Annotated in this window: 27 protein-coding genes; 14 read left to right on the forward strand and 13 right to left on the reverse strand. The window is 67.3% G+C overall.

Going from position 1 to position 23,285, the window contains the following annotated elements; all coding sequences use genetic code 11:
* Window positions 1-28: 28 nt before the first annotated feature.
* The 7 genes from glmM to AMYHA_RS00585 form a co-directional block, all read right to left on the reverse strand.
* Window positions 29-1,363, reverse strand: coding sequence for a phosphoglucosamine mutase (gene glmM, locus AMYHA_RS00555; protein WP_034266831.1), 1,335 nt, complete (start codon window positions 1,361-1,363; stop codon window positions 29-31).
* Window positions 1,364-1,498: 135 nt separating this feature from the next.
* Window positions 1,499-1,966, reverse strand: a complete 468-nt coding sequence (gene rpsI, locus AMYHA_RS00560; RefSeq protein ID WP_196776810.1) for a 30S ribosomal protein S9 — start codon at window positions 1,964-1,966, stop codon at window positions 1,499-1,501.
* 17 nt (window positions 1,967-1,983) lie between these two features.
* Window positions 1,984-2,442, reverse strand: a complete 459-nt coding sequence (gene rplM, locus AMYHA_RS00565) for a 50S ribosomal protein L13 (protein WP_034266836.1) — start codon at window positions 2,440-2,442, stop codon at window positions 1,984-1,986.
* A gap of 262 nt (window positions 2,443-2,704) precedes the next feature.
* A complete protein-coding gene (locus AMYHA_RS00570) occupies window positions 2,705-2,989 on the reverse strand; it encodes a WXG100 family type VII secretion target (protein WP_051399394.1) in 285 nt (94 codons plus the stop codon).
* A 57-nt stretch (window positions 2,990-3,046) separates the two neighbouring features.
* Window positions 3,047-3,361: a WXG100 family type VII secretion target gene (locus tag AMYHA_RS00575; RefSeq protein WP_034266838.1), complete on the reverse strand. Its 315-nt coding sequence runs from the start codon at window positions 3,359-3,361 to the stop codon at window positions 3,047-3,049.
* Window positions 3,362-3,620: 259 nt separating this feature from the next.
* Window positions 3,621-5,627, reverse strand: coding sequence for a type VII secretion-associated protein (locus AMYHA_RS00580; protein ID WP_034266839.1), 2,007 nt, complete (start codon window positions 5,625-5,627; stop codon window positions 3,621-3,623).
* Window positions 5,624-9,649 carry a type VII secretion protein EccC gene (locus AMYHA_RS00585; RefSeq protein ID WP_034275288.1) on the reverse strand — a complete coding sequence of 1,342 codons (4,026 nt, stop codon included), beginning with the start codon at window positions 9,647-9,649 and terminating at the stop codon, window positions 5,624-5,626. The genes AMYHA_RS00580 and AMYHA_RS00585 overlap by 4 nt, the downstream gene beginning before the upstream one ends.
* A 415-nt stretch (window positions 9,650-10,064) precedes the next feature.
* On the opposite strand from AMYHA_RS00585, the gene AMYHA_RS26130 reads away from it, so the two are divergent.
* Complete coding sequence (locus AMYHA_RS26130; RefSeq protein ID WP_034266842.1) at window positions 10,065-10,253, forward strand: hypothetical protein; 189 nt, start codon at window positions 10,065-10,067, stop codon at window positions 10,251-10,253.
* Here the strand turns inward: AMYHA_RS26130 and AMYHA_RS27485 are convergent.
* The 5 genes from AMYHA_RS27485 to AMYHA_RS28325 form a co-directional block, all read right to left on the reverse strand.
* Entirely contained in the window at window positions 10,216-12,918 is a 2,703-nt protein-coding gene (locus tag AMYHA_RS27485) for a phage tail tape measure protein (protein WP_051399395.1), read from the reverse strand. The genes AMYHA_RS26130 and AMYHA_RS27485 overlap by 38 nt on opposite strands.
* A gap of 67 nt (window positions 12,919-12,985) precedes the next feature.
* A complete protein-coding gene (locus tag AMYHA_RS26705) occupies window positions 12,986-13,186 on the reverse strand; it encodes a hypothetical protein (RefSeq protein ID WP_157361683.1) in 201 nt (66 codons plus the stop codon).
* Window positions 13,187-13,341: 155 nt separating this feature from the next.
* Window positions 13,342-13,563 (reverse strand): hypothetical protein, encoded by a 222-nt coding sequence (locus tag AMYHA_RS00605; RefSeq protein ID WP_034266849.1) that lies wholly within the window; start codon window positions 13,561-13,563, stop codon window positions 13,342-13,344.
* On the reverse strand, window positions 13,560-14,162 hold the full coding sequence (locus AMYHA_RS00610) for a hypothetical protein (RefSeq protein WP_034266852.1): 603 nt from the start codon (window positions 14,160-14,162) through the stop codon (window positions 13,560-13,562). Before AMYHA_RS00610 ends, AMYHA_RS00605 begins: the two co-directional genes overlap by 4 nt.
* Window positions 14,147-14,320, reverse strand: coding sequence for a helix-turn-helix domain-containing protein (locus tag AMYHA_RS28325; protein WP_169732881.1), 174 nt, complete (start codon window positions 14,318-14,320; stop codon window positions 14,147-14,149). Before AMYHA_RS28325 ends, AMYHA_RS00610 begins: the two co-directional genes overlap by 16 nt.
* 128 nt (window positions 14,321-14,448) lie before the next feature.
* Between AMYHA_RS28325 and AMYHA_RS00615 the strand changes: the two genes are divergently transcribed.
* From AMYHA_RS00615 to AMYHA_RS00625, 3 genes are all read left to right on the forward strand, one after another.
* Window positions 14,449-14,712, forward strand: a complete 264-nt coding sequence (locus tag AMYHA_RS00615; protein ID WP_034266855.1) for a hypothetical protein — start codon at window positions 14,449-14,451, stop codon at window positions 14,710-14,712.
* A 43-nt stretch (window positions 14,713-14,755) separates the two neighbouring features.
* Complete coding sequence (locus AMYHA_RS27705) at window positions 14,756-14,992, forward strand: hypothetical protein (RefSeq protein WP_034266858.1); 237 nt, start codon at window positions 14,756-14,758, stop codon at window positions 14,990-14,992.
* A 279-nt stretch (window positions 14,993-15,271) separates the two neighbouring features.
* A complete protein-coding gene (locus tag AMYHA_RS00625; RefSeq protein WP_231104586.1) occupies window positions 15,272-16,273 on the forward strand; it encodes an XRE family transcriptional regulator in 1,002 nt (333 codons plus the stop codon).
* A 157-nt stretch (window positions 16,274-16,430) separates the two neighbouring features.
* Here the strand turns inward: AMYHA_RS00625 and AMYHA_RS27710 are convergent, their stop codons facing one another.
* The gene (locus AMYHA_RS27710) at window positions 16,431-16,727 is read right to left on the reverse strand and encodes a hypothetical protein (protein ID WP_231104587.1); all 297 of its coding nucleotides are present in this window, start codon (window positions 16,725-16,727) and stop codon (window positions 16,431-16,433) included.
* On the opposite strand from AMYHA_RS27710, the gene AMYHA_RS28330 reads away from it, so the two are divergent.
* The 10 genes from AMYHA_RS28330 to AMYHA_RS00680 all read left to right on the forward strand — a co-directional run bounded on the left by AMYHA_RS28330 (window position 16,698) and on the right by AMYHA_RS00680 (window position 23,209).
* Window positions 16,698-16,988 carry a helix-turn-helix domain-containing protein gene (locus tag AMYHA_RS28330; protein WP_407919897.1) on the forward strand — a complete coding sequence of 97 codons (291 nt, stop codon included), beginning with the start codon at window positions 16,698-16,700 and terminating at the stop codon, window positions 16,986-16,988. The two genes, AMYHA_RS27710 and AMYHA_RS28330, sit on opposite strands and share 30 nt — an antisense overlap.
* 274 nt (window positions 16,989-17,262) lie before the next feature.
* Entirely contained in the window at window positions 17,263-17,484 is a 222-nt protein-coding gene (locus AMYHA_RS27305; protein ID WP_034266866.1) for a helix-turn-helix domain-containing protein, read from the forward strand.
* Between the two features lie 451 nt (window positions 17,485-17,935).
* Window positions 17,936-19,012 (forward strand): P-loop NTPase family protein, encoded by a 1,077-nt coding sequence (locus AMYHA_RS25395; protein WP_051399396.1) that lies wholly within the window; start codon window positions 17,936-17,938, stop codon window positions 19,010-19,012.
* Window positions 19,013-19,947: 935 nt separating this feature from the next.
* The gene (locus tag AMYHA_RS00655; protein ID WP_034266871.1) at window positions 19,948-20,376 is read left to right on the forward strand and encodes a hypothetical protein; all 429 of its coding nucleotides are present in this window, start codon (window positions 19,948-19,950) and stop codon (window positions 20,374-20,376) included.
* A 5-nt stretch (window positions 20,377-20,381) separates the two neighbouring features.
* The gene (locus tag AMYHA_RS25400) at window positions 20,382-20,828 is read left to right on the forward strand and encodes a hypothetical protein (RefSeq protein ID WP_157361685.1); all 447 of its coding nucleotides are present in this window, start codon (window positions 20,382-20,384) and stop codon (window positions 20,826-20,828) included.
* 65 nt (window positions 20,829-20,893) lie between these two features.
* Window positions 20,894-21,079 (forward strand): hypothetical protein, encoded by a 186-nt coding sequence (locus AMYHA_RS00665; RefSeq protein ID WP_034266876.1) that lies wholly within the window; start codon window positions 20,894-20,896, stop codon window positions 21,077-21,079.
* Window positions 21,076-21,327, forward strand: a complete 252-nt coding sequence (locus tag AMYHA_RS00670; RefSeq protein ID WP_034266878.1) for a hypothetical protein — start codon at window positions 21,076-21,078, stop codon at window positions 21,325-21,327. The genes AMYHA_RS00665 and AMYHA_RS00670 overlap by 4 nt, the downstream gene beginning before the upstream one ends.
* The gene (locus AMYHA_RS26710; protein WP_157361687.1) at window positions 21,320-21,529 is read left to right on the forward strand and encodes a hypothetical protein; all 210 of its coding nucleotides are present in this window, start codon (window positions 21,320-21,322) and stop codon (window positions 21,527-21,529) included. The genes AMYHA_RS00670 and AMYHA_RS26710 overlap by 8 nt, the downstream gene beginning before the upstream one ends.
* Entirely contained in the window at window positions 21,522-21,995 is a 474-nt protein-coding gene (locus AMYHA_RS00675) for a hypothetical protein (protein WP_034266881.1), read from the forward strand. Before AMYHA_RS26710 ends, AMYHA_RS00675 begins: the two co-directional genes overlap by 8 nt.
* Window positions 21,995-23,209 (forward strand): tyrosine-type recombinase/integrase, encoded by a 1,215-nt coding sequence (locus AMYHA_RS00680; protein ID WP_034266884.1) that lies wholly within the window; start codon window positions 21,995-21,997, stop codon window positions 23,207-23,209. The genes AMYHA_RS00675 and AMYHA_RS00680 overlap by 1 nt, the downstream gene beginning before the upstream one ends.
* Window positions 23,210-23,285 lie beyond the last annotated feature (76 nt).

The raw sequence follows: 23,285 nt of genomic DNA on the forward strand, positions 1-23,285 counted from the left end.
AGCCAGCCGTCACGCCCGCCTCGGCGCGCTAGGAGGCCACCGAGACGACGCCCGCGAGGCGGTCAGCGGCAGCCTGAGCGACGTCCTGACCCGGGGCCTCGACCATCACCCGGATGAGCTGCTCCGTCCCGGAGGGGCGCAGCAGCACCCTGCCGGTATCACCCAGTTCCGCCTCGACGTCGGCGACGGCGTCCGCCACCTGCTTCGACTTGGCGGCGGCCACCTTGTCCGCGACAGGAACGTTGACCAGCACCTGCGGCAGGCGTCGCATCACCCCGGCCAGCGAGGCGAGCGACTTACCCGTCGAGGCCATCCTGCTCATCAGCCGCAGCGCGGTCAGCAGGCCGTCACCGGTGGTGGCATAGCCGGGCAGCACCACGTGCCCGGACTGCTCACCGCCGAGCGAGTAGCCACTCGCCCGTAGTTCCTCAAGCACATACCGGTCGCCCACCGCCGTGGTGCGCAACGTCACGCCGTGCTCGCGCATCGCAAGGTGCAGGCCGAGGTTGCTCATCACCGTCGCGACCAGAGTGTTGTCGGCGAGCTCTCCCGCGTCGGACATCGCGAGTGCCAACACGGCCATGATCTGGTCGCCATCAACGAACTGCCCCTCAGCGTCGACGGCAAGGCAGCGATCGGCGTCGCCGTCGTGCGCGATACCGATATCGGCCTTGTGCTCCACGACGGCCGCCATGAGGCCGTCCATGTGAGTCGAACCGCAGCCGTCGTTGATGTTGATGCCGTCCGGCTCCGCGTTGATCGCGATCACCTCGGCGCCAGCCCTGCGATACGCCTCCGGCGCGGCTTTCGATGCCGCCCCGTTGGCGCAGTCGACGACGACCCGCAGGTCGTCCAGCCGCTGCGGCGTGGACCGCAGCAAGTGCTCGGCGTAGCGATCCAGGGCGTCGTCGACGTCGGTGACCCTGCCGATTTCGGAGCCGGTCGGCGCGGTGCCCAGGTTGTCGAGGGCGGACTCGATCTCGTCCTCGATGCCGTCGGGCAGCTTATGGCCCCCGCTGGCGAACAGCTTGATGCCGTTGTCCGGCATCGGGTTGTGCGACGCCGAGATCATCACCCCGAAGTCCGCCCGGGTGTCGGCGACGAGGAATGCCACGGCTGGTGTCGGCAACACGCCGACACGAAGCACGTCAGCGCCCGCCGAGGTCAGTCCCGCGACGACGGCGGCCTCCAGCATCTCGCCGCTCGCGCGCGGGTCTCTGCCGACCACGGCGACCGGGCGGTGCGATCGGTCGTGCGCGGCGAGCACGCTGGCCGCGCTAGCGGCGATCGAGAGGGCGAGCGTCGGGCTGAGCTCGGCGTTGGCGAGGCCACGCACCCCGTCCGTGCCGAAAAGCCGTGCCATCTTCCTGGACCTCCTTCGGGTGAATTGCTTCAACCTAGCGAGTCCCGCATGACCCGGTTCAGGCGGCCTACCACATGCGAAAGGCGCCCAACCCGAATATCGGGCGGGCGCCTTCGCATGGGCTGCGTCGCGCGATCAGCGCTTGCTGTACTGCGGGGCCTTACGGGCCTTCTTGAGGCCGTACTTCTTCCGCTCCTTGGCCCTGGAGTCACGGGTGAGGAACCCGGCGCGCTTCAGCGCGGGACGGTCCTCGGAGTCGATCTCGGCGAGCGCACGCGCGATGGCGAGCCGCAGCGCACCGGCCTGCCCGGAGCTGCCGCCGCCGACGAGGTTGCCCTTGATGTCGAACGACTCGGGCTTCTCCACCAGCTCAAGTGGCTCGCGGATGAGCTGCTGGTGCACCTTGTTCGGGAAATAGTCCTCAAGGCTCTTGCCGTTGAGGGTGAACTTGCCGCTGCCGGGGAGCAGTCGCACGCGCACCACGGCCTGCTTGCGGCGGCCAATCGCGTGGGCGCTGCCACCGGCCGCGCGGGAAGGCTTCGCCGCGGCGGGGGTCTCAGTCGTGGTCACGGCCGCGGTGGCCTCGTCGGTCTCTGTGGTCATCACAGGCTGCTCCTCGCTCACTGTGCGTTCACCTGCGCGATCTTCTTGGCGATCTCGAACGGCTTCGGCTGCTGCGCGGCGTGCGGGTGGTCAGGACCCGCGTAGACCTTCAGCTTCTTCGACTGCGCGCGGCCGAGCTTGGTCTTGGGCAGCATGCCCTTGACGACCTTCTCCACGGCACGGACGGGCTTGTGATCGAGCAGTTCGCCGAACGACTGCTTGCGCAGACCACCGGGGTAGCCGCTGTGGCGGTAGGCGAACTTCTGCTCGCGCTTGTTGCCGGTCAGGGCGACCTTGTCGGCGTTGACGATGATGACGAAGTCACCGGTGTCCACGTGCGGCGCGAACGTCGCCTTGTGCTTGCCGCGCAGCAGAGTCGCGACCTCTGTCGCCAAGCGGCCGAGGACAACGCCCTCGGCGTCGATCACATGCCAGGCGCGCGTGATGTCGCCGGGTTTCGGGCTGTACGTAGGCAAGGTACTACCTCATCATCGACATGGCTTGTGGGTACTGGGGTGCGGGCCTCGCGCGTCCTGGCAAAGTCGCACGACAGCGCACAACGACATACCAAGATACCCGGCGACATCTGTGCCACCGGAACCGGGGTCCCTTACCGGGCGACGCATAGCAGCGCAACCCGGCAGGACACAGCATACGCACACAGCACGGTGGCCCGGACGCGCACGTCCGGACCACCGTGTCATAACGCTGTGTCAGCGCCCTGTCGGGACGCTTCGCTCAGCCGCCGAAGCTGTTGGCGATGCCCTTGTCACCCTCCATGTAGCGGGTCTTGGTGTCGATGATCGCCGTCTCGATCGATGCCAAGACCTTGATCAGCTCGGCCTGCGCCTCGTCGTACTTCTTCTGCTGCACCTGGTAAGCCTCCTGCGCCTGACCGGTCCAGGTGGAGCACAGCCGCTTCACGTCCTGCTCGACCTGCTCCAGCGAGCCGGTCATCTGCTGCTGCGCCTTGTTGACGTCGTCGGCGCACTGCTCGAGCGCGGCGTAATTAACTTCAATCATGGTTTGATCTCCCTGTGAATGCCTGCGTTAGCCGTGGATGGACTGCGAGCGGACCGGTCAGCCGTCGAGCGCGGCGAAGCCGCCACCACTGAAGGTCTGCGAGGCTTCCTCTTCCTGCGCCTGGTACTTGCTGCCGGCGGACTCAAGGAGATCCGAAATGCCCTGCAGCGAGTCGTTGAGCTTGATGGCGTTCTCGTCAAAACGCTCCATGAGCCTGCGGAATGATTCCGCGGCCGGACCCTTCCAGGACGCGAGCGCCTGCTCCATGTTGCCCTGCAGACTCCTGAACGTCGAGTTCAGCTCGCTGTTCACCCCAGTCAGCGACTGGTGAATCCGAGTAAATTCGGCAACTTCACCGGTAAAACCACTCATGTGGGATTAACCCCCTTCGTTCGTGCGTCGTCGTACGTCATTGAGTTCGTACGCGGATTACGACGATGACCTTGCCACGGTTGGTTCCACCCTGTCTCGCAGACTTCTGAAGTAGTTGCAGGCGTGAACGCCGCCGGACGGAACCGACGCGGGATGGATGGGTCCGGCACGCCGCTATATCCCTGCTGACCTGCTGTTTCACTCGTTCCGCCGTTGGGACCGCCCCGGGCGTTCGCGGTCGTGAAGAACCGGCTGTGGGTCACCCACGCGATTCCGAACTCGTGCTCGGCTCGGTGATCCGCAGGGTCCGCACCACCTCTTCGCAGGCCGACTCCACCGCGTCTTTGGCATCGGAAGTCCAGCGACAGCCGACGCTGACCTGAATCTGATCGGCACCGACGACGAACCATTCCACGGTACTGTCGTCAGCCTTCTCGGTGTAATGAATGACGCTACGGCCAACGAAAACGAAATCCGGATTGAACCGGACGTAATCTCGTCCCGTTTCGTCCAGCCCGGTCCGCAGTTCGCTCAGGAATCGTTCCCGATCCTCGTCGAAGTCGTAGCTGAGCGAGAATTGCTGCACCGAAATCAGGTCGGTGCCGTCCGGTGCACTGGACGGGCGCACCACGACCCGGTTCTCGTCGCGAATGAGATCGGTCTGTTCCCAATCCGGCGGATGGTCGAACTGGTAGCTGAATTGCGCGACCATCGCGTCCGGTAGCCGCTCCTGCCCCGAGGACGTTGGCCACAGCGCGACAGCGGCGACCAGCGCGACCACGACGACCAGCGACCCGCCGAGCACCCACGGCAGCACCCGTCGCTTCTTCGCGGTCTGTTGTGGTTGACCGGGCTGCGCCTGGTGCGGCCCGCCTCCTGCCAGTCCCGATCGGTGATAGCCGTGTCGCTGGTGGTGGGGATAGTGCTGCCACGACGTCCCACCGTGGGCCGGACTCGCGGTTGGCGGTGCTCCCGGCGTCCCCGTGCCGGGTGCGGCTCCGGGCGCCGGGATCGGGCCCGATGGTGGACCCGATGCGGCCGCGCCCGGTATCCCTGCCCCTTGTGTCGCTGGTCCCGGCGCCGCTCCCGCAGGCGGGCCGGTTCGCGCTGGTCGTGCGGACTGCGCCGCGTGCGCCGTCCGACCCGAGCGCTGTCCCGCGAGCACTGACAACATGGCGCCGCGCGCCACGACGGTCTCCGGCTGGTCCAGCGTCGTCGGGACGACGCCCAGCTGCTCGTGGACCAGCCTGCCCACCATCGGGATCCGGCTCGACCCGCCGACGAGGAAGATGCCGCCAAGTTGGTCCGGCCGCAGCCCGGCCTCGTTGATCGCCGCCGACGTCAGCGCCACCGCCCTGCCGAGCGGCTCCGCGATGAGCCGTTCCAGGTCTTGCCTGGTCACGTGCGCATCAGCGAACGGCTGTGGCATCGGCACGTCGGTATAGGCGTGCCGAGACAACGTCTCCTTCGCGCCGCGCACGTCCTGCCGCAACACCCTGCGCCGTCGCCGGTCGGCTAGCTCGCGACCCTCCATCAGCGCGCGCCAGGCATCCTTCTTCTCCTCGGCGATCCGCGACCCGATGAACTCGAGCAGCGCCTGGTCGACGTCGGCGCCACCAAAGCCGGGATCGCCCTTGGTCGCCAACACCCGGAACCCACCGGCGGTCTCATCACCGTCCCCGCGCACCACGCTGACGTCGACGGTGCCACCGCCGAGGTCCAGCACGGCGAGCGCGGTCGGAGTACCGCTGCCGTTGCCACCGCCACCGTCGTGCCGGGAGAACGTCGAGGTGTGGAACACCGCGGCGGCCACCGGCTCCGGCAGCAGCGTCACCTCCTGTGCGAGTCCCGCGGCGGCCTGCCGCAACGTCCGCGTCCGGACAACGCCCCAGTCCGCGGGATGTGTCAGCACCAGCAGCCCGACCTCGGCACCACCGGCGAACCGGCGCGCCTCGGACACTGCCCTGCTCAGCACCGCACGGAACGCCTCCCGCACGGACAGCACCTGTGTGCCGAGCAACAGCTCGCCCTCGTCGACCCTGCGCTTCGGATGCGGCTCGTACCGCGAGGGGTCAACCGCGGCCTGTCGTTCGGCCTCCTGCCCGACGAACAGCGTGCCGTCCGGCGCGGCATACACCGCCGACCGCAGCAACGGCTGCCCGTCGATGACGACGACCTGCGGGTCCTCGCCCCTCGGTGATACCGCGACGCAGGTACTCGACGTACCGAAGTCGACGGCGACTCGCAAGGTCCGCGCGCCGCTCATTCAGGGTCGATCCACGACACCTGCATCAGCTGCTTCCCGACCTTGCGGCTGACGAAAGTGCCTCGACCGGGCGGCAGCGGCGTTGGCCGGATGTTGCCGAGCAGCTGGCCCTCGTCGCGGGAACCGCTCATGACGATGCCAGGCGCCGCGATCTCCTTGAGCTTGCCGATGATCGGATCGAACATCGCCCTGCTCGCGCCACCCGAGCGCCGCGCGACGATCATGTGCAGTCCGACGTCCTTGGCCTGAGCGAGGAACGGCGCGATCGGCTGCAGTGGATTGCCGCTCTGTGTGACCACCAGGTCGTAGTCGTCGACGACGACGAACAGCTCAGGACCCTTCCACCAGGAGCGGTTCTTGAGCTGTTCCTGCGTGACGTCCGGTCCCGGCAGTCGCTTCTCCATCGAAGCGACGACGTCTTTGACCATGCCGCCGAGCTGGTTGCTGGAGACCGCGTAACCGAGCAGCTGGTCGCCCTCGACGAAGCCAAGCATGGTCCGCCGGAAGTCGACCAAGATGACCAGCGCTTCCTTCGCCGTGTACCGCTGCGTGATGCCCTTGACGATCTGCCGCAACAGGTTCGTCTTGCCCGACTCACCATCGGCGAACGCGAGGAAGTGCGGGTCGGCGTTGAAGTCGAGGTAGACCGGGGCGAGCTCGTCCTCGTTGAGCCCGATCGGCACCAGCTTCGAGTCGCGGTAGTTGTCCTGCGCGACCATCTCGTCGTAGCGCACGAGGTCGGGCAGCAACCGCACCGATGGCGCGTGCGGCCCACTCCACGCCTCGTTGATGCGCTTGACCGCGTCCGCCACACCGTCACCGACGGTCTCGTCATCGCTTGAGCCGTCGATGCGCGGCAACCCGGCGAGAAAGTGCAGCTTGTCGTTGGTCAGACCGCGTCCTGGCCGCCCGCCCGGCACGTTCACCGCGACACGGCGGTCGATGTCGGACTCGCTCGGGTCGCCGAGCCGCAGCTCGAACCGGGTGCCGAGCATGTCCTTGATCGCGGGGCGGATGTCGGCCCAGCGGTTGTTCGCGATGACGACGTGCACACCGAAACCGAGACCCTGGGTGGCCAGCTTGGTGATCGGGCCTTCCAGCTCCTCGAAGTCGTCCCGCAACGCCTTCCAGCCGTCGACGAACAGGAAGACGTCGCCGAACGGGTCCTGCTCGCGGGTGATGCGCCCTTGCCGCTTCATGGTGCGGAAGTCGGCCATCGAGTCGACCGCCAGCTCACCGAACCGCGACTCCCGCTCGGTGATCAGCGTGGTGAGCTCCGCGACGACCCGGCGCGCCTTGTCCGGCTCGCGGCGGGCGACCGCGACGCCACCGCAGTGCGGCAGTCGTTCCAACGAAGCCAGCGAGCCACCGCCAAGGTCGACACCGAAAAATTGGAACTCCTCCGGGGTATGTGACAACGCCAGCGACATCGCGATCGTGCGCAGCATCATCGACTTACCGGACTGCGGCCCACCCACGACGGCACCGTGACCTGCGCCGCCGGAGAAGTCCGCCCATAGCGGGTCCCTGCGCTGCTCGTACGGCCGGTCGACGATCCCGATCGGCACCTGCAGCTTGCCGTTGCCGAAGAACCCGACCGGCGAGAGCCCGCGCTCCTCGGTGGGGTTGAGGTTCGGCAGCAGCGTGTCCAGCGAGTTCGGCTCGTTCAGCGGCGGCAGCCACACCTCGTGCGCTGGCGGACCCTGGCCGACCAGCCGGTCGACGATGGTGTCGAGCACGGTCGGCTCGTCGCCCTCGGACTTCTGCTCTTCCTTCTTGGGCTCTGGTTCCGGCTCCGGCTCGTGCACCGGCTCCGGCGGCGGGTCGATGTAGTCCGGCACGAACAGCTTCGGCCGCTTGTCGGCACTGACGGCCGTGGTCTTCGGGCCAGTCGTCTTGACCCCGGACGGCCGGTACGGGCCGGACACGTACAGCGCCTGAAACCGCTCCAGCGTCGATGTGTCGTACTTCAGGTAGCCGCCACCAGGCCGGGACGGCAGCTCGAAGGCATCCGGCACACCGATCACCGCGCGCGACTCCGCCGCGGAGAACGTCTTGAGGCCGATCCGGTAGGACAGGTGCGAGTCGAGCCCGCGCAGCTTGCCCTCTTCGAGCCGCTGCGTCGCGAGCAGCATGTGCATCTGTAGCGACCGGCCAAGACGTCCGATCGCGACGAACAAGTCGATGAAGTCCGGCTTGGCCGTCAGCAACTCGGTGAACTCGTCGACCACGATGAACAGCGCTGGCATCGGGTCGAGGTCAGCGCCGTTCTCCCAGGCCTTCTGGTACTCCCAGGCGTTCTTGAAGTTGCCGCCGTCCTTGAGCGCTTCCTGTCGCCGGTTCATCTCACCGGCCAGCGCATCCTTCATGCGGTCGACCAGCGTGACCTCGTCCGCCAAGTTGGTAATGACGGCGGAGACGTGCGGCGCCCGGTCGAGCCCGAGGAACGTCGCACCACCCTTGAAGTCGACCAGCACGAAGTTGAGCGACGTCGATGAGTGCGTCGCCATCATCGCGAGGACCACGGTGCGCAGGAACTCCGACTTACCGGAACCGGTCGCGCCGATGCAGAGCCCGTGCGGACCCATGCCCTCGGCGGCGGCTTCCTTGATGTCCAGCGACACCGGCTGACCGTGTTCCCCAACGCCGAACGGCACCCGGTAGCGGTCCCTGATCGGCCGGGGCCGCCACGCCTGCTGGACGTCGAACGTCATCGGATCGCCAGGAATGCCGAGCAGCTCGAGCATGTCCGGGTTGGACAGTAGCGGCGACTCCTCTTCCTCGTCACCGGCGGCGCTTGTGCCCATCCGGTACGGCGAGATCCGGCGGGCCAGCGACTCCATCTCGACCAGGCTGAGCTCGTCCGGGCTGCCGAACCACTCGGTGCCGCCCGCGTTCTGCGCGCCGAGCTGGGTGTCACCGACGACCATCCGCAGCCCTCGGCGCGCGGCGAGCTTGCCGAGCGACCCGGAGACGTCGATCATCGTGACGCCCGCGATGCCTTCCTCGATGATCAGCCGCTCCTCCTTGGTGAGGTCGGCTTCGTCGAGGATGATCACGATGTGCGGGCCGTCGTTGTACGGGGCCTTGCGTTGGAATCGCGGCCGGGGACCGAGTTCGTCGGCGAGCCACTCCTCGATCTGCTGCAACGAGCCGGACATCATGCGCAGCTGGCCGATGCCATCGGTGTGCACCGGATGCTGGGTGTGCGGCAGCCACTTCGCCCACTCCCACTGCTGCTTGGCACGACCTGCGCTGGCGACGGCGACCAAGACGTCTTCCGGGCTGTGCAGCGTAACCAGTTGGGCGATCATCGCCCGGGTGAACGCGCGGCATTTGTCGCGCTCGCCGCTGAGGTTGATCGCGGCGAATCCACGGATGGAGATCTGTGTCGGCAGGTCGCGAACCAGCGAGTTGGCGCGGGTGAACCGCCGCAACGCGAGCGTGGCGATCGGTTCGAGTTCCTCGATGGGGCCGGTCTGCGGTGGGACGAGCCTGGTGGCGAGCCGGTGCGAGCTCTTGCCGACGCGCAGGTGCAGGAAGTCCTTGTCGTTGGCGCGACGCTCCCACATTCTGCGGCTGGTCGCGATGGACAGCAGCGTGCGCGGTTCGGGATGCACCCACTCCAGCGCGGCGTGCTGTTCCACCATCGCCTCGCGGGCGCGCTCGCGCATCTGGCCGAGGTAGCGCAGGTAATCCTTGCGGTCCTCGTTCATCTCGGCCTTCTTCTGGCCACCGCCACGGCCGCCGCCCGCGAGCATGCCGACCATTGAGACCATCATCATCAGCGGCATCATCAGGAACATCGGGTTGCTGAACCCGCCGCCGCTCGACTTCATGGCCGTGAACATGAACGCGACCATCCCCAGCATCGCCACGATCATCACGACCGGCAGCAGCTTCTGCACGATGCTGCCGGGGATGTTGCGGGGGATCTCCGGTGGCGGCTCCAGGTGCACTTCGCCACCCGGCGTACGTGGCGCCTGCATTCGTGGCGCCCGCTTGAATTGCACCGTGCTCACCGAAAGACCCCTCTTCAACTCGGCGACTCCGACCAGCGGACACGGTATCGAACCGGCGGCCGTCATGGGTGCCGGGCGCGGAAATCTCCCGGCGTACGCGCTTCCCCCACGCGGGCGACGTGATGGATCCTGGCGGCCCTGACAGCACGCAACGATGAAGAGATAACCGTGAGACCGGCGAATGCACGCACGTCCAGTTGGGATTTCGCGGGTATGCGATGTAGGCGGCCAGGAAGTTCGATATCTCCAACCGACCGTCCGAGGAGTCCGGGAGCGTCCGTCTAGTCCGGAAACGGACACGTTAGACGGGCCTCTCGGGCTCTTTCTGTCCGGCTAGTCCGGCTACGTCCGGCCAGTCCGGTGGCCTTCGTGTGACATCCGCCGTGAAACGCCAGTCGCCAGCTACGCTCGTCTCATGGCGCAGCAGGTACCACAGCTGACGCAGGAAATGCTTGACGCGATCATCCAGCGGCACATCGAGCGCGAGCGGAAGAGGTTCGGCGACCTTCCCGAAGCCGAGGCCCGAGCCAAGCTGGCGGAAGCCGAACTGCGACGGGCCAGCGTGCTCATACCGGCACCACCGCCCCGAGGCTGTTCTGGCTGATCGCCGATGCGATCCGCTGTGCTCCCGCATCCGCCACCTGCTGCGGGCTCATGTTCTGCGGCGCGTTCACGGTCTGGTGGATCACGACCCGCTCGCCGCCTCCTGCGAGCTGCTGGCGCACCGCCTCGGCGATCCGGGCGGGCAGGATCATCTCGTCCTTGTGGACCAGCGCCCGCTCGGTGCGCGGCACCCTGATCGTGCCACGCGCGTAGCCGCCGGGCTGGTTCCAGCCGACGGGCGCGGCACCGTAACGGGCGTTGGCGTAGCGGATGCTGGCGACGATGTTCGCGAACGGGTCGTAGATGCCCCTGCCGACCAACTCCCGGGCGTAGGCGCGGAACGTCGAGCCGATGGTCTGCATGAGGCCCCGGCTCGGGTCGCCCCGCCGGGCGTTGATGTCCCAGTTGTTGATCGCGAAGGGGTTCCCGCCGGACTCCTGTTGCATCCTGCGCAACAGCGATCCGATCCACGACAGCGGGGAGCCGGTGTAGGCGAGTGCCCGCATCGCCAACCCGCGCCAGCGTTCGACGCCCGAACCGACGCCGGGCGCGCTGAACACCTTCGACAGTGCCTCGTCCAGCACACCCTGGAACTTCCGGGCGGCGATGCTGATGCTGCTCCCGTACTCGCTGGCGAACCGTCGGGCGTCGCGACCGCTGGGCACCACGGCGCGCGGCACCACGCCGCCTTCCGCGAATCCCGGCAGCCGGTCGGCGTTGACGGCCTCCAACAGTGGGCGATGCTTCCGCGTGCTGCGCGAGTTGACGACGAACTCGCCGGACGCGACGGCCGCGATCCGGTTGTCTCGGCTGCTGGGCGCGCCGGGGACGAGCCCGCCGGTGGCGAACGACGACGACAGCAGCCGGTTGACCGCCGTCGAACCGGTTCCGGCGCCACCGAACGCGAGCTTGCCGGTGACGGCGACGTCCTTGTCCTTGATGCCGCCCAGCGCGTTGTTGACGTCCCGGCGGAAGGTGCGGAACTTGTCGGCCGCGCTCCGCAGCTTCGGCCCGATCCCCGGTACCCAGCCGAACGCCTTAGCCGCGCCGTCCACGATCTTCTCCGCTACCCACAGGAAGGCGTCCACCAGCGTCTTGAACACCGGCCGCAGGACGCGGTCCCACACGCTGGAGAAGGTGTCACCGATCGACCGGAACGCCTTGCCGATCGCGCTGAACGCGGGCTTGAGGACGCGTTCCCACATCCATTTTCCGGCGGTGGCGATGGCCCGGAAGACCGCGTCCACGATCCGGCGGAACGTCTCGGACTTCTTGTAGGCCAGCACCAGCGCGGCACCGAGCGCCACAATCAACGTGATGACCGCCCCGATCGGGTTGGCGCGCAGAGCCTTGCTGACCGCCTTGATCCCGAAGGCGAACAGCGCCAACGGCCCCTTACTGGCCGCAGCCGCCGCCGAGGTCGCGAGGATGCCCGCGCGGAACGCGAACACGAGCTTGATCGCCTTGCCGATGACCACCAGCAGCGGTCCCAGTGTCGCGAGGAGCACCGCGAACACGCCGACCACCTTGAGCACCGGCCCCGGCAGGTTGGCAACCATGTTCACCATGTCGCCGAACATCGTCACTATCGCCGTGCCGACCGGCAACAGCACCTGCCCGAGCTTCACCGCGTTCGCCTGCACCTTGCCGAGAGCCGTCTTGAACCGGTTCGCCCCAGTCTCGGACGCCACCGCGAACGCCTTCCTGGTGGCGCCGGTGGCGTCGGACAGCTCCTTGAATGTTTTCTTGGCTTCTTTCGACCCCTTGCCGGTGATCGCCAGCACACCGGCGAACCCCTCCACCTGCGGGATGACCTTGGACAGCGCCTCGGTGTTGTCGCCGAACGCGTCCCGCAACGTCATCAGCGTCTTGAACAGGCCCTTCTCTTTCACCTGCTTGCGGAGATCCTCGTAGGTCAGCCCGACCTTCTTTAGCTCTTTCTTTCCCTGGACGGTGGGCTTGATCAGCGACTGCATGATCTGCCGCACCGCCGTGGTGGCCTCGGCCGCGTTCAAGCCGGTCTTCGACAGGACCGCGGCGGCGGCACCCACCTGGTCGAAGCTCACGCCCAGTTCGGAGGCGATCGGGATGACCCGGCCCAGCACCGGGGCTAGCGACGACGCCTCCAGCTTGCCCTCGCGCACCGAGGCCGTGAGGATGTCGGTCGCCTTCGACGCCGACAGGTTCTTGATGCCGTAGGCGTTGACCGCGGACGTCACGGCGTCGGCGATCGCCTCCGTGTCCCCCAGTCCGGCTGCCGAGGCTTTCGCGCTCGCGGTGAGCACATCGAGCGCTTCCTTGCCCCGGAAACCGGCGGACGTGACGAAGAACATCGCGTCGGCCAGGTCTTTCGGTGATTGCGGCAGATCCTTGGACAAGTTCAGTACTTGCTTGGACCAGGCGTCGACCTGCTTCTGCGAGATGCCGACCAGGCCGACGATCTTCTGCATCGACGACTCGTAGTCGGAGGCCATCTTCCCTGCCGCAGCCCCGGCCGCGAGCATCGGCAGCGTCAACCCCTTGCTCATTTTGGTGCCGGTCGCGGCCATCCGGGTGCCCGCCTTCTCCATGGACCTCACCCCGGCTTGCGCCTTGGCGAAGCCCCGGTCCATCGAGGCGGTGTTGGCGGTGAACAGGTAGCGCAGCTCGGCGACGGTGAGCGACACGACGCCCGCTCCTTACTGGGCTCCTCGTGTCGGTCGGTGGGGTCACATGCGGTGGGCTACCGCCGGGTCATTCCTGTCCGTCGACCTGGTGGTGCTCAAACTCCTGGTGGGAGCGTTCCGCCCGGCTGACGAAACCTCGTCGAGCAGCGGGGTCAGCGGCAGGCGTCTCCTGCCGTCCGCCGGGGTCCCGGGGCGGCTTGCGGACGGTCTCGGTGATCCCCAAGTCCGCGATGATCCGCGCCTCTTCCTCAGCGTGTGACTTGCTCATCGGTACCTCCATCACCTGCGGCGCCACGCCTCCGACTCGGCCAGGTGCCCGGTGGCGGTGCGAGGCTTCCTCCTCGCGGGGGGCTTCCGCCGCACCCGACGCTTCGGGGCGGGCTTCCGCCGGGCGGCCGTCTTCCTGCGCTTGGTAGCCATCCGTCACCTTCCTCGGTAGGGCTGGAACGTCTCGGCCAGCTCCGCTTCGGCCAGCCGCCGGTACACCTCGGCGTTCCTCGTGTGCAATTCGGCCCGCTGCTCGTACGTCATGGCCCGGAAGTCCCGCAGCGTCGGCTCGGCTGCAGACGGCGCGGCAGGCTCCAGCCGGTAGCCCTTCTCCGAGCCCGGGTCGAGAACGATCTTGTGTCGCTGGTCCGCGTTCACGGCTGGAACCGCCTTCCCCGGTTGATCACGTAGTCGGGCTGGATCAGCCAGCCGTTCGGGCACTGGAGGTTGACGTCCAACTCGCGCCGCCGCTCCAGCGTGGGTGCGAGAGCGGCGAAGATCGCGTCGGCCGCATCGGTCTCTTGCACAGCAAGGTTGCCGACACGGAAACCGTCCCGCGACGGCTTCATCGCCGCATCGGGCAGCGCGTCGTTGAGGACCTTCACGCGACCAGTCACGTCCCGCACCAGCTTGCGGTGTTGCCCGGCGACCACGACCAGGTGCTCGACGGCCTCCTGCGCCGCGATGACTGCCTCTCGCACCTGCCGCTGGCTGTGCCGCACGCTGCCCTCACCAGTCTCCGCCAGCTCGGCCAGCAGCACCTCCGCCTGCTCCTTGCGCGCCGCCTGCCGTGCCTTCTCGGCCTTGCGTCGAGCTGTCTCCCGCCGCAGTGCCTGGAAGCGAGCGAAGCCACGGGCACGGTCAAGCTGCTCCGGCGTGATCGACTCGTCGCCAGCTCGGATCTGCTCTTCCAAGAGTTCGACCTCTGCCGCCGCTGTGCGGGCGGCCTCGTCAGCCTCGGTCACGACGTCTGACATGCGCGATCCCTCCGGGTCGGAATCTTCTCGATGCTGGTGCGAGGTATGAACCAGTCCCGCCCGAGCCGGAATGCGCCCGGTATCCGGCCGCTGGCGCACATCCGACGGACCACGCGGTCCGTCACGCCCCACTGCTGGGCGACCTCTTGTGTCGTCACGCCAACGACGATGACCCACCCGGTGTCAGGCAACTTCCGCTTGCGGACACGTCCGGCCCGGCCGAAGCAGACTCACTCACCGCCGCTGGCGGACATCAGCTGCCACTGGGCAAGCGACACTCAGCCCCATGCACGCTGACTGGCTGCCTTCGACGGAGGCGTACAGCCGCGCCGCCGCCGTCGCGAAGCTGATCCTGACCGGCGATTCTGCGGGCGCCGAGCTGCTGCTAGCCGACCTAGACCGGCCCGACCTGATCGCCGTCGTTCGAGCCCTCACAGAGCTGCTCGACGCCGCGCTGTGCGAGCTGATCGGCCCGGACGGCGCGAAGGCCCTTGTCGACCGGATCATCACCGACTTCACCACCGAGGAGACGACCGATGGCACGCGGTAGGTGTCGCTGCGGCGCCGCAGCTTCCGTGAAAGGGCCAGGCGGGGTGCGAGCGTGTTTCGAGCACGCCGCCGAAGTTCCACTCCCCTGGTGGGTACGAGTCGCTCACGATTCGCCAGCAACCGAAGCGGCAGCAGCGCTCCGCGCGGCAGAGTCCCTGTCACCTGAGCTGGAACACCTGCTCGCGGAGTGCGAGCAGGTCGTCGCAAGTGCGACGTCCCCGGAGCACCTCGATGCCGAGCTTCGGCGGCTGTCGAACGAGCACATCAACGGCGACCCGTGACCTGTTCGCACAGGTGCGAGCGCGTTCGCGAACGTGGGATCGGCGTAAAAAACGCGCGCGCCTGGGCGCGAGATCGACCAAAGGAGCGCGCATCTCAGCCCGACCGGGTGGCCTCGGTGTGAGCGGGCCGCGCTAGAGCGCTCTCACCTCCTGAAACGCCCAAGCACATATCACCCAACTACCTACCAAGGGCTGGCGTCATAGCCGCAGGACCATCAACTTCCCCTACTCTCACAGTCCACTCGACGCTCATCGAGCGTGTGTGATTCGCTATGCCGCGTGACCAACGTGCAGCGATGGACCGGACGTGAGGCGGCCGCATTGCGGGCTGCGCTGCGGCTGAGCCTGCGCGAGTTCGCCGCCTACCTCGGCGTGAGTCAACGCATCGTGTCGCAATGGGAGCGGCTCAACGCCGCCACGGTGCCGCGCCCGCACATGCAGCAGATCCTCGACACCGCGCTCGCGCAGGCCGACGAGAGCCAGCGTCAGCGATTCGAGAGCCTGCTAGGCGGTGCCTCCTCATCGGGCGCGTTGGAGGCGGCCGAGCGTGTCTCTACGGCACTCGACGCAGGCCGCACCGACCCGGCCGCAGTCGACGCCGTGTCGTCGGTGCTCGCCGGGCTGCGCCGACTCGAAGACGCGACCAGCGCCGCCGACGTGCTGCCCTCGGTGCAGCACCAAGCCGCAGTGGCATCGAAGCTGGCCGACCATGCTCGCGCCGACGTGCGCGGCGAGGCCGTCGGGCTGGTCTCCGAACTAGAGCAGTACCTGGGGTGGCTGGCGATCCCGATGCAGCGATGGGACGACGCGCGGCACCACTTCGACCGTGCGGCCGTGCTGGCGTTCGAGGTCGACGACCCGCAGCGGCTCGCCTCGGCGCTGAGCTTCTCGGCGTACCGATGCCTGCTCACCGGCCAGCTGCGCCAAGCCGAGGCGCTCAACCGGGCCGCCGCGCGAGACACCCGCACCGATCCCGGTCTGCGGGCCTACATGGCATTCCAGCGCGCCGAGGTGCTCGCCCACGACGACGACCATCGTGCCGCGCTCGACGCGCTCGCCGAGGCCGAGACCAGCCTTGAGCGCATCGACGTCGACGAGCTGCCTACGTCGAGCTACTGGTACACCCCGGCGGTATTGCTCGGCCACAAAGGGTTCGTGCTCGCCGCCCTCGGCGACATCGCAGCGGCACGCCGTGCTGCGGCCGAGTCGCTGGAAGCGATGCCAGCCGAGTGGGCCGCTTCGGAGTGGGCCGCGCAGCACCGCCAGCTCGCTGAGAGGTAACTGCCTGCTCGATACGGCGCCGCTCGGGAAGAGGTCCGCGACTGAGGCCAGCGGCAGGATGCCGAGAACCCTCCTCCCACGGTGACCTCGGTGTGAGTAGGCCGCTTTTTGGGTGCGTCCACCACCCGAAACGCGGCGGCTCATTACTACCTACTACCTACAATGCGACGGTTCGCTGCTCCGACCAGCCGTGCCTGGGTTCGCTGACTGTCGCCCCCGTTTTGCTCTCTGCTGCACCGCCCGGGAATCGCCGCGCAGTGACTTGCATCACAATGACATCCTCGATGTAGCGAATATCGGCGATATCGTCAATACTCGCGATATGAAAGGTTATGACCCACTCGGCGTGCTCAGCCCCCTCGCCACCCTCCTCAGCGAGCGTCGCAATCAGAGGAACCTCAAGCAGTCGGAACTCGCAGAGTGCATGACGCAACATGGTGACCGCGTAACCCAAGGAATGATCTCGGGCTGGGAGCGTGGCCACAGCATCCCGTCCGAGCGGTACTGGCCGTCGCTTGAGAGATGCCTCGGCGTTACACCCGACGACTTGGGGTCATGCTTTGCCGCGAGCGAGTCGGAACGAGCCCTTCTGCGTGAGAAGGCGCTACCTAAGGAGACCCGCGAGGCCCTGGCGAAAATCGTCCGAGACCTCATCGCGGCTCACGAACGAGAGGCCCAGGAAGTGCCTGGGGGTGGAGCGGATACAGACGCGTGACCGTTCGCCGCGCTTCTTGGACCTGTTCTGCCCTCTGGTGAACCTCCGGACAGACACGCCGAAAATGGAACCAGGGCACTGACACCGGAGCGGATAGGCTGTACCCGGAACGCCAGAAGGCGGCGCGGACCTAGCGGTCCGTACAGGGATTTTCCCGGCTACCCACCGGGCGGCGACGGCCGTAAAGCGGACCAGCGGTAGCTGGTGTACGCGCATTGCGCGGGGTACCGAGAGGTATCCGCCCGTGTCTGCTCTCTTAGATGACCATGGCAGGTTGACGAAGGACGAGATCGAGTCCCTGCCGCGAGTACTAACCCCGTCGGAGTTCGCCCGCCTGTTCGGTGTCGGCAAGTCCACGGTTTACGACGCCATCGGCACCGGCCGGTTGCCCATCGAGCCGATACGCATCGGTAACAGGTGGATGTTTCCGACGCTGCCCGTGATCCGTCTGCTCGGCTACGAGGCGGATCGGGCGGCTGCTGAGGAAGGCCGGTGACCGGGCGTCAGGCGTGCTTGAGGAGCCCCGCGCCCACCCGGATCACCGACCCAGCAGGCAACCTGAGCATCGCCCCCGCAGTGGCAGCCGCACGCCGCCGCTGGTCGACGTGCGACCTGTGCAGCGACGCCCCGCCCGAACCTGGTCACTGGTGGTGCCGACGCTGCCTCGCCGATGTCGCGACTCAGGTACGGCGTCGGCAGCACGCCGCGCTATATCACCCGCCACTGCCCTGTGGCCGCCGTGACCCGCTGGCGGAGGTGCCGCGCGAGCAGGGAGTGGCGGCATGAACTACGACCTCGCTGCCGCGACTAGCGAAGCACCTCCGACCGGGGAACCGTTCCCCGTTCCCCCACCCCCTGTGTCGGGAACGGGGAACATTAGCAATGCGAACGTTCCCTGTTCCCCCACACATAGGGAGGGGAACGGGGAACAGCCTCTCTACGTCGACGTGGCCGCACTGCTCGACGGTGGGCTACCCGACCCTCCCGAGCCGGTGCTGCTGTACCGCGACGACGGGGTTGCACTGTTCTACGCAGGACAGGTCAACCTCATCTTCGGCGATCCCGAGTCGGGAAAGACGATGGTGGCGCAAGCCGCCGCCAACGAAGCCCTCAAGGCGGGCCGTCGCGTACTGTTTGTCGACCTCGACCACAACGGCGCCGATGCCACCGTGTACCGGTTCCTCGATATGGGCGCGCCCGAATCGGCGCTACGTGACCCGGGTCTGTTCCGCTACGTCGAGCCCGACGACAAGGCGCACCTCGCCGCCGTGGTCGCCGACGCGAAGGAATGGCGACCAGCCGTCGCTGTGGTCGACTCCGTGGGCGAGCTGCTGCCGATGTTGCGGCTCTCCAGCAACTCGCCGGACGACTTCACCATCGCGCACAGCGCGGTACTAAAGCCGCTGGCGCTATCCGGGGCATCCGTCCTCGCCGTCGACCACCTGCCGAAGAACAGCGAGACCCGAGCATCCGGACCCACCGGCACGACGGCGAAGCGACGCGCCATCGGCGGCGTGGCGCTGCGGATCACGGTCAACGAACCGTTCGCACCGGGGCGGCAGGGTTCGGCATTTCTGAGTCTGAACAAGGACCGACACGCCGGTCTACGCCGCCATTGTCCCGCCGAGGGGAGGGAACCGTCTGCCGGACTGTTCCTCCTCGACAGCCGTGGCCACGAGATCACCTACTCGATCCGGCCTCCGCAGCTCGGCGACGCTGCCCGGGCGATCGGCGTCAGTGACAGCGACCTCGACGCGATCGACCAGCTCGACCCGCCGCCGACATCGGTGCGTGACGTCAAGACGCGGCTGCGGTGGCGCTCGGAACGTGCCGCCGACGTCTTGCGCGCCTGGCGGGAGCGTTCCCGCGCCGTATCCGGGGAACAGGGAACACGCACAGCTTCGGACACTCGGACGCTTCGGACAGGAAACTGCCAGGGCTGCGAAGAGTACCGGCCCATCAACCCCAACACGCGGCTGTGCGCGGACTGCGCGAGCGACAACGAACTGGAGGGGCGGCCATGAGCTACCTCGCCCCCTGCGCCGGTGGCTGTGACCGCTGGCTCCCCGCCCGCAGTCCACGGCCAGTGCGGCAGACCTGCTCCGCCTGCGCACCACGGGCTGGAGGACACCGCCGGTGCGTGGAGTGTGGCGCTCGGCTCGCCTCGGACCGGTACCCGCGCTGCCGACCGTGCTGGACCGCGTGGAGGCGGTTCGCATGATCACGCAACGGCCGGACGGCACCACCACACTCCACGACCCGGACGACTCTGCCCGCCCACGTCGCCGCTCCGGCGCTTTCCGGACTCGACCCAACACACCACACTCGGCTCGTTCTTCCGACGCGACTATGGCGATCTCCGTGCCGAACGCCCATTCGATCACGACTGCACGATGTCTCGACCCCGGATGCGGCTGGACTGCCCGTGGAGAATGGGCAGACACGGACAGGGAAGCGGAGCGCCACACACGCCGGGAATCGCATTCAACCACCTGCGGAACACGTTTCTGTCATGGACAGAATCACGACTGCACAGTGGCGACTGAAAAGCCGCTGAGCTGCGGCAATGACCATTATCAGTAGTCAAAGTGACCATTGGAATTCTTCATTCCACTACCTACCGATCCGCCTACCACCACATTCGCAGGACAATTTACAAAAATCTCACAGCATATCTTCCATTAGCGGCGCTAACGACTAAGCTGAAAAGAAAAACCCCCATCCAAAAGGAGCCCATCATGTCCGCACGCCCGCCCGCAGCGAGAACACCTGCTGCGAGTTCCCGTACCCGTCGATCGTCGACCCGAGCGAATGCCGCCGGTGCGGCCAGCCGTTCGACGCCAAGAAGCGCGAGACCGTCCACGAGCTAGCCAAGAAACTCCGGCCGGGCGTCGTGCTGCACGACCGGGCGCACCGGACGATCTGATCTTCCCCACTCAACCCCAAAAGGAGCCCCACGATGAGTACGCAGTACGCGGAGCACGTCAACCCCAACACCTTCTCCGTGATCTTCGACGGCGCGCGGTACGACGCCAACTGCTCGACCGATCTCGGCAAGCTGTTCATCACAACCGCGACCGACGCCAACATGGCCCGGTCGCAGCTGCTCGACACGCTCCGGCAGGTCGCGACCGTGGCCAGCCAGCGCCTGGAGAGCCTAGAAGGCGGCTGGGACACCGGTACCCAGCCACTCCAGGGATACGAGCGGGACATTAACGAGAAGGCCGCCCGCTACGAGCTGCTCGCCAAGCAGGTCCGGCGACTCGCCAAGATCGCCGGTATCGAACCGGTGACCGACGAGGACAAGCGCGACCGTCAGGAGCGGATGGACCACGCGGTCACGACCGACGTCTACCGCACCGAGTACATCGAAGAGTCCGGGGAGTGATCGCCGTGGACACGATGCTCGACATCAACTGGCGAGATGACTGCCTGTACGGCGTCGCGCGCCTTCGTCAGCAGGACGAGCTGGACGGCCGAGTTCGCGAGAACCTCACGGGCCACTTCCGGTTCGCCTACGAGCGCGGGCGGAAGGCCGGTCTTGAACGCAAGGCTGGCCGACCGCTGCGGTACACGCTCGGCGCCTACGGCTACGGGCAGTGCCCGCTCGCGGAATGCGAACGGATCGCCGACGACGACCGCCCTCACGACCCGTCGATGCCGATGGATTGGCCGTGGTGGGACACCGTGATCTCGATTTGGAACCTCGGCCGCGACGACGCACTGCGCGGCCGCCGCCGTGGCGACGGCCTTCTCGACCGGCTGTGGTTCGAGTACAGCGGCGAGCAGCGGGGACGCCAGTACGCCCACCTGACCGTGTTCAACGGCGGGCGCAAGTAGAAGAGCGGCTCCGGCCGGTGTGTCTGCACCGACCGGAGCCTTGATCGGCTGGAAGGAGCCGACCCATGAAACACGATCCCACAACCCGCGACCCGGCAGCCGAGGCGCTGGCGAACCTGCTGCTGAGCGCGTACGAACGCCACGACGCGCTGATCGAACGCATCGGCCACCTGATCGGCCAACACCGCGCCGACGGCTTTGTGCCCGTCGAGGAGCTGCGCACGGCGCTAGACGGCGGTGAGCAGCGATGAAGCGCGAGCAAGACGATCTTGAGCTGGGCCGAGAGCTGGTATCCGAGGCCCGACGGCTGCTGAGCGAGGTCGAGGGTCTCGTTGCCAACATCCGCGAAGCCAAGCAGGAGTTCGAGACCGCGCTGGACGACGCCTACGCCCTGGGTCGTGCCGACGCGCTGATCGGTGCCTCCGCCCCGAGGCCGTCCGCCCGCGACCGCGCCCGAGCCCTCGGCTGGCGCATCAACGAGGAGGCCCGCGATGAGTAGCCCTAGCGATCACGCCCGGCAGTGCCTCTCCGCACGCGCCGTGCGGAACGCCCTCCACGGCCCCGACGTGCCCTCAACGGCACCGGTGCTGGTCCTCGGCGCCGGGCAGCAGCTCACGGCCGTCACAGAGATCTTCACCGAGCCGGACGGCACCGGCGGCACCCGTGTCGTGCTGGTCTGCGAGGTGAGCGGTCATGGTTGAGCTGTTCACCTGTTCGCACTATCGATTCGCGTCGGCCATGGGCCAGCCGGTCAGGATCAGCCTGATGCTGCCGCGCTGGCGGCCGGAGGCCCGTGACTGGCCGGTGTGCTGGACGCTGTGCGTGCGCTGGCGGTACTTCAACGCGGACGACTGGGAGCAGCAGTACCTGGCGCAGCTCGACCGCTACGGCGTAGCGGCCATCCGGAGCGAGCTGGAAGGCATCGCGGCCGAGCACGACACCACCCAGCTCGTACTGCTGTGCTTCGAACGGCAGATCGACCCGCACGGTTGCCATCGCCGCACGTTCGCCCGCTGGTGGTGGCGACACACCCGCGAGTCGGTACCTGAGCTAGACCCGGCACCGCATACACCGCTGGGCGAGCGCTGGGCTACCGACCAGCTCACCCAAACCGGACCCGGGCAGTACGAGGTTTCGTCAGTCGAAGAACCCACCGAGGAGGAGTGATGGCGAAGAGAGTCAAGACAAGCACACCAGGAATCTGGCGGATCGAGCACGACGACGGCCAGGTCACATACCGCGCCGTCGTGGACGCCGGTCCAGGCCCGGACCCGAAGACCGGCACGTGGAAGAAGCGCCGCCAGATATTCATCACGCGTCGCCGGTTCAAGGACGTGAAGGCCGAGCGGGACAAGATCAATGCACGGCGAGAAGAGTCGACGCACCGGCAGCTCGACCTGCCGAAGCGGATCACCGTTCAGGAGGCCGTCGAGGCTTGGCTGGCATCACGCCGCGTCGGCAAACGCGGAAAGCCCTTGTCGGAGGAGACACGACGGCTGTACCGGAACTGCGCCACGCACGTCATCGACTTCATGGGCGGCGAGCTGGTGCAGAACATCACCGAGGAGCACGTCGAGGCGCTGCGGGACGGCATGGAGTCCGGTCAGCTACGCCGGATCGGTCAACCCGGCCAGCCCATGTCGGCCGGGGCCATACGCCTCACCATCCGGACGGTGCTCGGCGGCACTCTAGCCCAGCTGGTGAAGCGCAGGCAGCTGCAGCGCAACCCGGTCGACAACGTCGAACTGCCCGCGCTCCCGGAGCGGGACCAGTATCGGGGGTGGACCGTCGACGAAGTCGTCACGTTCCTGCGCCATGTCCGAGGTCATCGGCTGCACGCGCTGTTCCTGCTCAGCACTCTCGGGATGCGGCGCGGCGAGGTCTTGGCGCTCACGTGGGCGAATATCGACCTCGACGGCGGCAGGCTGTCGATCCCCCAAGGGAAGACCGAGAACGCTGTTCGCAACCTGCCGATACCACCACTGGTTGTCGACGCGCTGCGGTCTCACCGCGACCTGCTGCGTGCGGAGGCGAGTCTCGCCGAGGACGCGTACAGCGACTCGGGTTTTCTGGCCGTGGACGAACTCGGCCGCCCGCTCTCGTCGCGTTGGTACTCGGACGAGTTTCACAGGGTGTCGCACGCTGCCGGGCTGCGACGTATCCGCCTGCACGACCTCCGGCACACGGCGGGAACGCTCATGCGGCAGAAACTCGGCCTACATCCTGAGGTAATCGCGAAGTGGCTTGGCCACGCACGTGGCAGTATCTCGATGAAGCTGTACGTTGACGATCCTCGGGAGGAGGCGCTGCATGACGCGGCGGAGCGTTTCGGGACGCTGCTGTCCCCGCCTGCAGAGCCTCCCTCTGTGGCCCCAGGGTGAGATTTGGGCCTTAGAAGGGGTCCTCACCTCGGAATCTCTCTTTATTCGATATAAACACCCTGGCAGTCTTTCTAGG

This window comes from Haloechinothrix halophila YIM 93223 (assembly GCF_000504245.1).
In the GTDB taxonomy this organism is placed as follows: domain Bacteria; phylum Actinomycetota; class Actinomycetes; order Mycobacteriales; family Pseudonocardiaceae; genus Haloechinothrix_A; species Haloechinothrix_A halophila.

Excerpts from the sequence above, each read along its gene's own strand:
- glmM (WP_034266831.1), bottom strand. The coding sequence starts at position 1,363 with ATGGCACGGCTTTTCGGCACGGACGGGGTGCGTGGCCTCGCCAACGCC.
- rpsI (WP_196776810.1), bottom strand. The coding sequence starts at position 1,966 with ATGACCACAGAGACCGACGAGGCCACCGCGGCCGTGACCACGACTGAG.
- AMYHA_RS00570 (WP_051399394.1), bottom strand. The coding sequence starts at position 2,989 with ATGATTGAAGTTAATTACGCCGCGCTCGAGCAGTGCGCCGACGACGTC.
- AMYHA_RS00575 (WP_034266838.1), bottom strand. The coding sequence starts at position 3,361 with ATGAGTGGTTTTACCGGTGAAGTTGCCGAATTTACTCGGATTCACCAG.
- AMYHA_RS00580 (WP_034266839.1), bottom strand. The coding sequence starts at position 5,627 with ATGAGCGGCGCGCGGACCTTGCGAGTCGCCGTCGACTTCGGTACGTCG.
- AMYHA_RS26130 (WP_034266842.1), top strand. The coding sequence starts at position 10,065 with ATGGCGCAGCAGGTACCACAGCTGACGCAGGAAATGCTTGACGCGATC.
- AMYHA_RS26705 (WP_157361683.1), bottom strand. The coding sequence starts at position 13,186 with ATGAGCAAGTCACACGCTGAGGAAGAGGCGCGGATCATCGCGGACTTG.
- AMYHA_RS00610 (WP_034266852.1), bottom strand. The coding sequence starts at position 14,162 with ATGTCAGACGTCGTGACCGAGGCTGACGAGGCCGCCCGCACAGCGGCG.
- AMYHA_RS00615 (WP_034266855.1), top strand. The coding sequence starts at position 14,449 with ATGCACGCTGACTGGCTGCCTTCGACGGAGGCGTACAGCCGCGCCGCC.
- AMYHA_RS28330 (WP_407919897.1), top strand. The coding sequence starts at position 16,698 with ATGACGCAACATGGTGACCGCGTAACCCAAGGAATGATCTCGGGCTGG.
- AMYHA_RS00655 (WP_034266871.1), top strand. The coding sequence starts at position 19,948 with ATGAGTACGCAGTACGCGGAGCACGTCAACCCCAACACCTTCTCCGTG.
- AMYHA_RS00665 (WP_034266876.1), top strand. The coding sequence starts at position 20,894 with ATGAAACACGATCCCACAACCCGCGACCCGGCAGCCGAGGCGCTGGCG.
- AMYHA_RS00670 (WP_034266878.1), top strand. The coding sequence starts at position 21,076 with ATGAAGCGCGAGCAAGACGATCTTGAGCTGGGCCGAGAGCTGGTATCC.
- AMYHA_RS26710 (WP_157361687.1), top strand. The coding sequence starts at position 21,320 with ATGAGTAGCCCTAGCGATCACGCCCGGCAGTGCCTCTCCGCACGCGCC.
- AMYHA_RS00675 (WP_034266881.1), top strand. The coding sequence starts at position 21,522 with ATGGTTGAGCTGTTCACCTGTTCGCACTATCGATTCGCGTCGGCCATG.
- AMYHA_RS00680 (WP_034266884.1), top strand. The coding sequence starts at position 21,995 with ATGGCGAAGAGAGTCAAGACAAGCACACCAGGAATCTGGCGGATCGAG.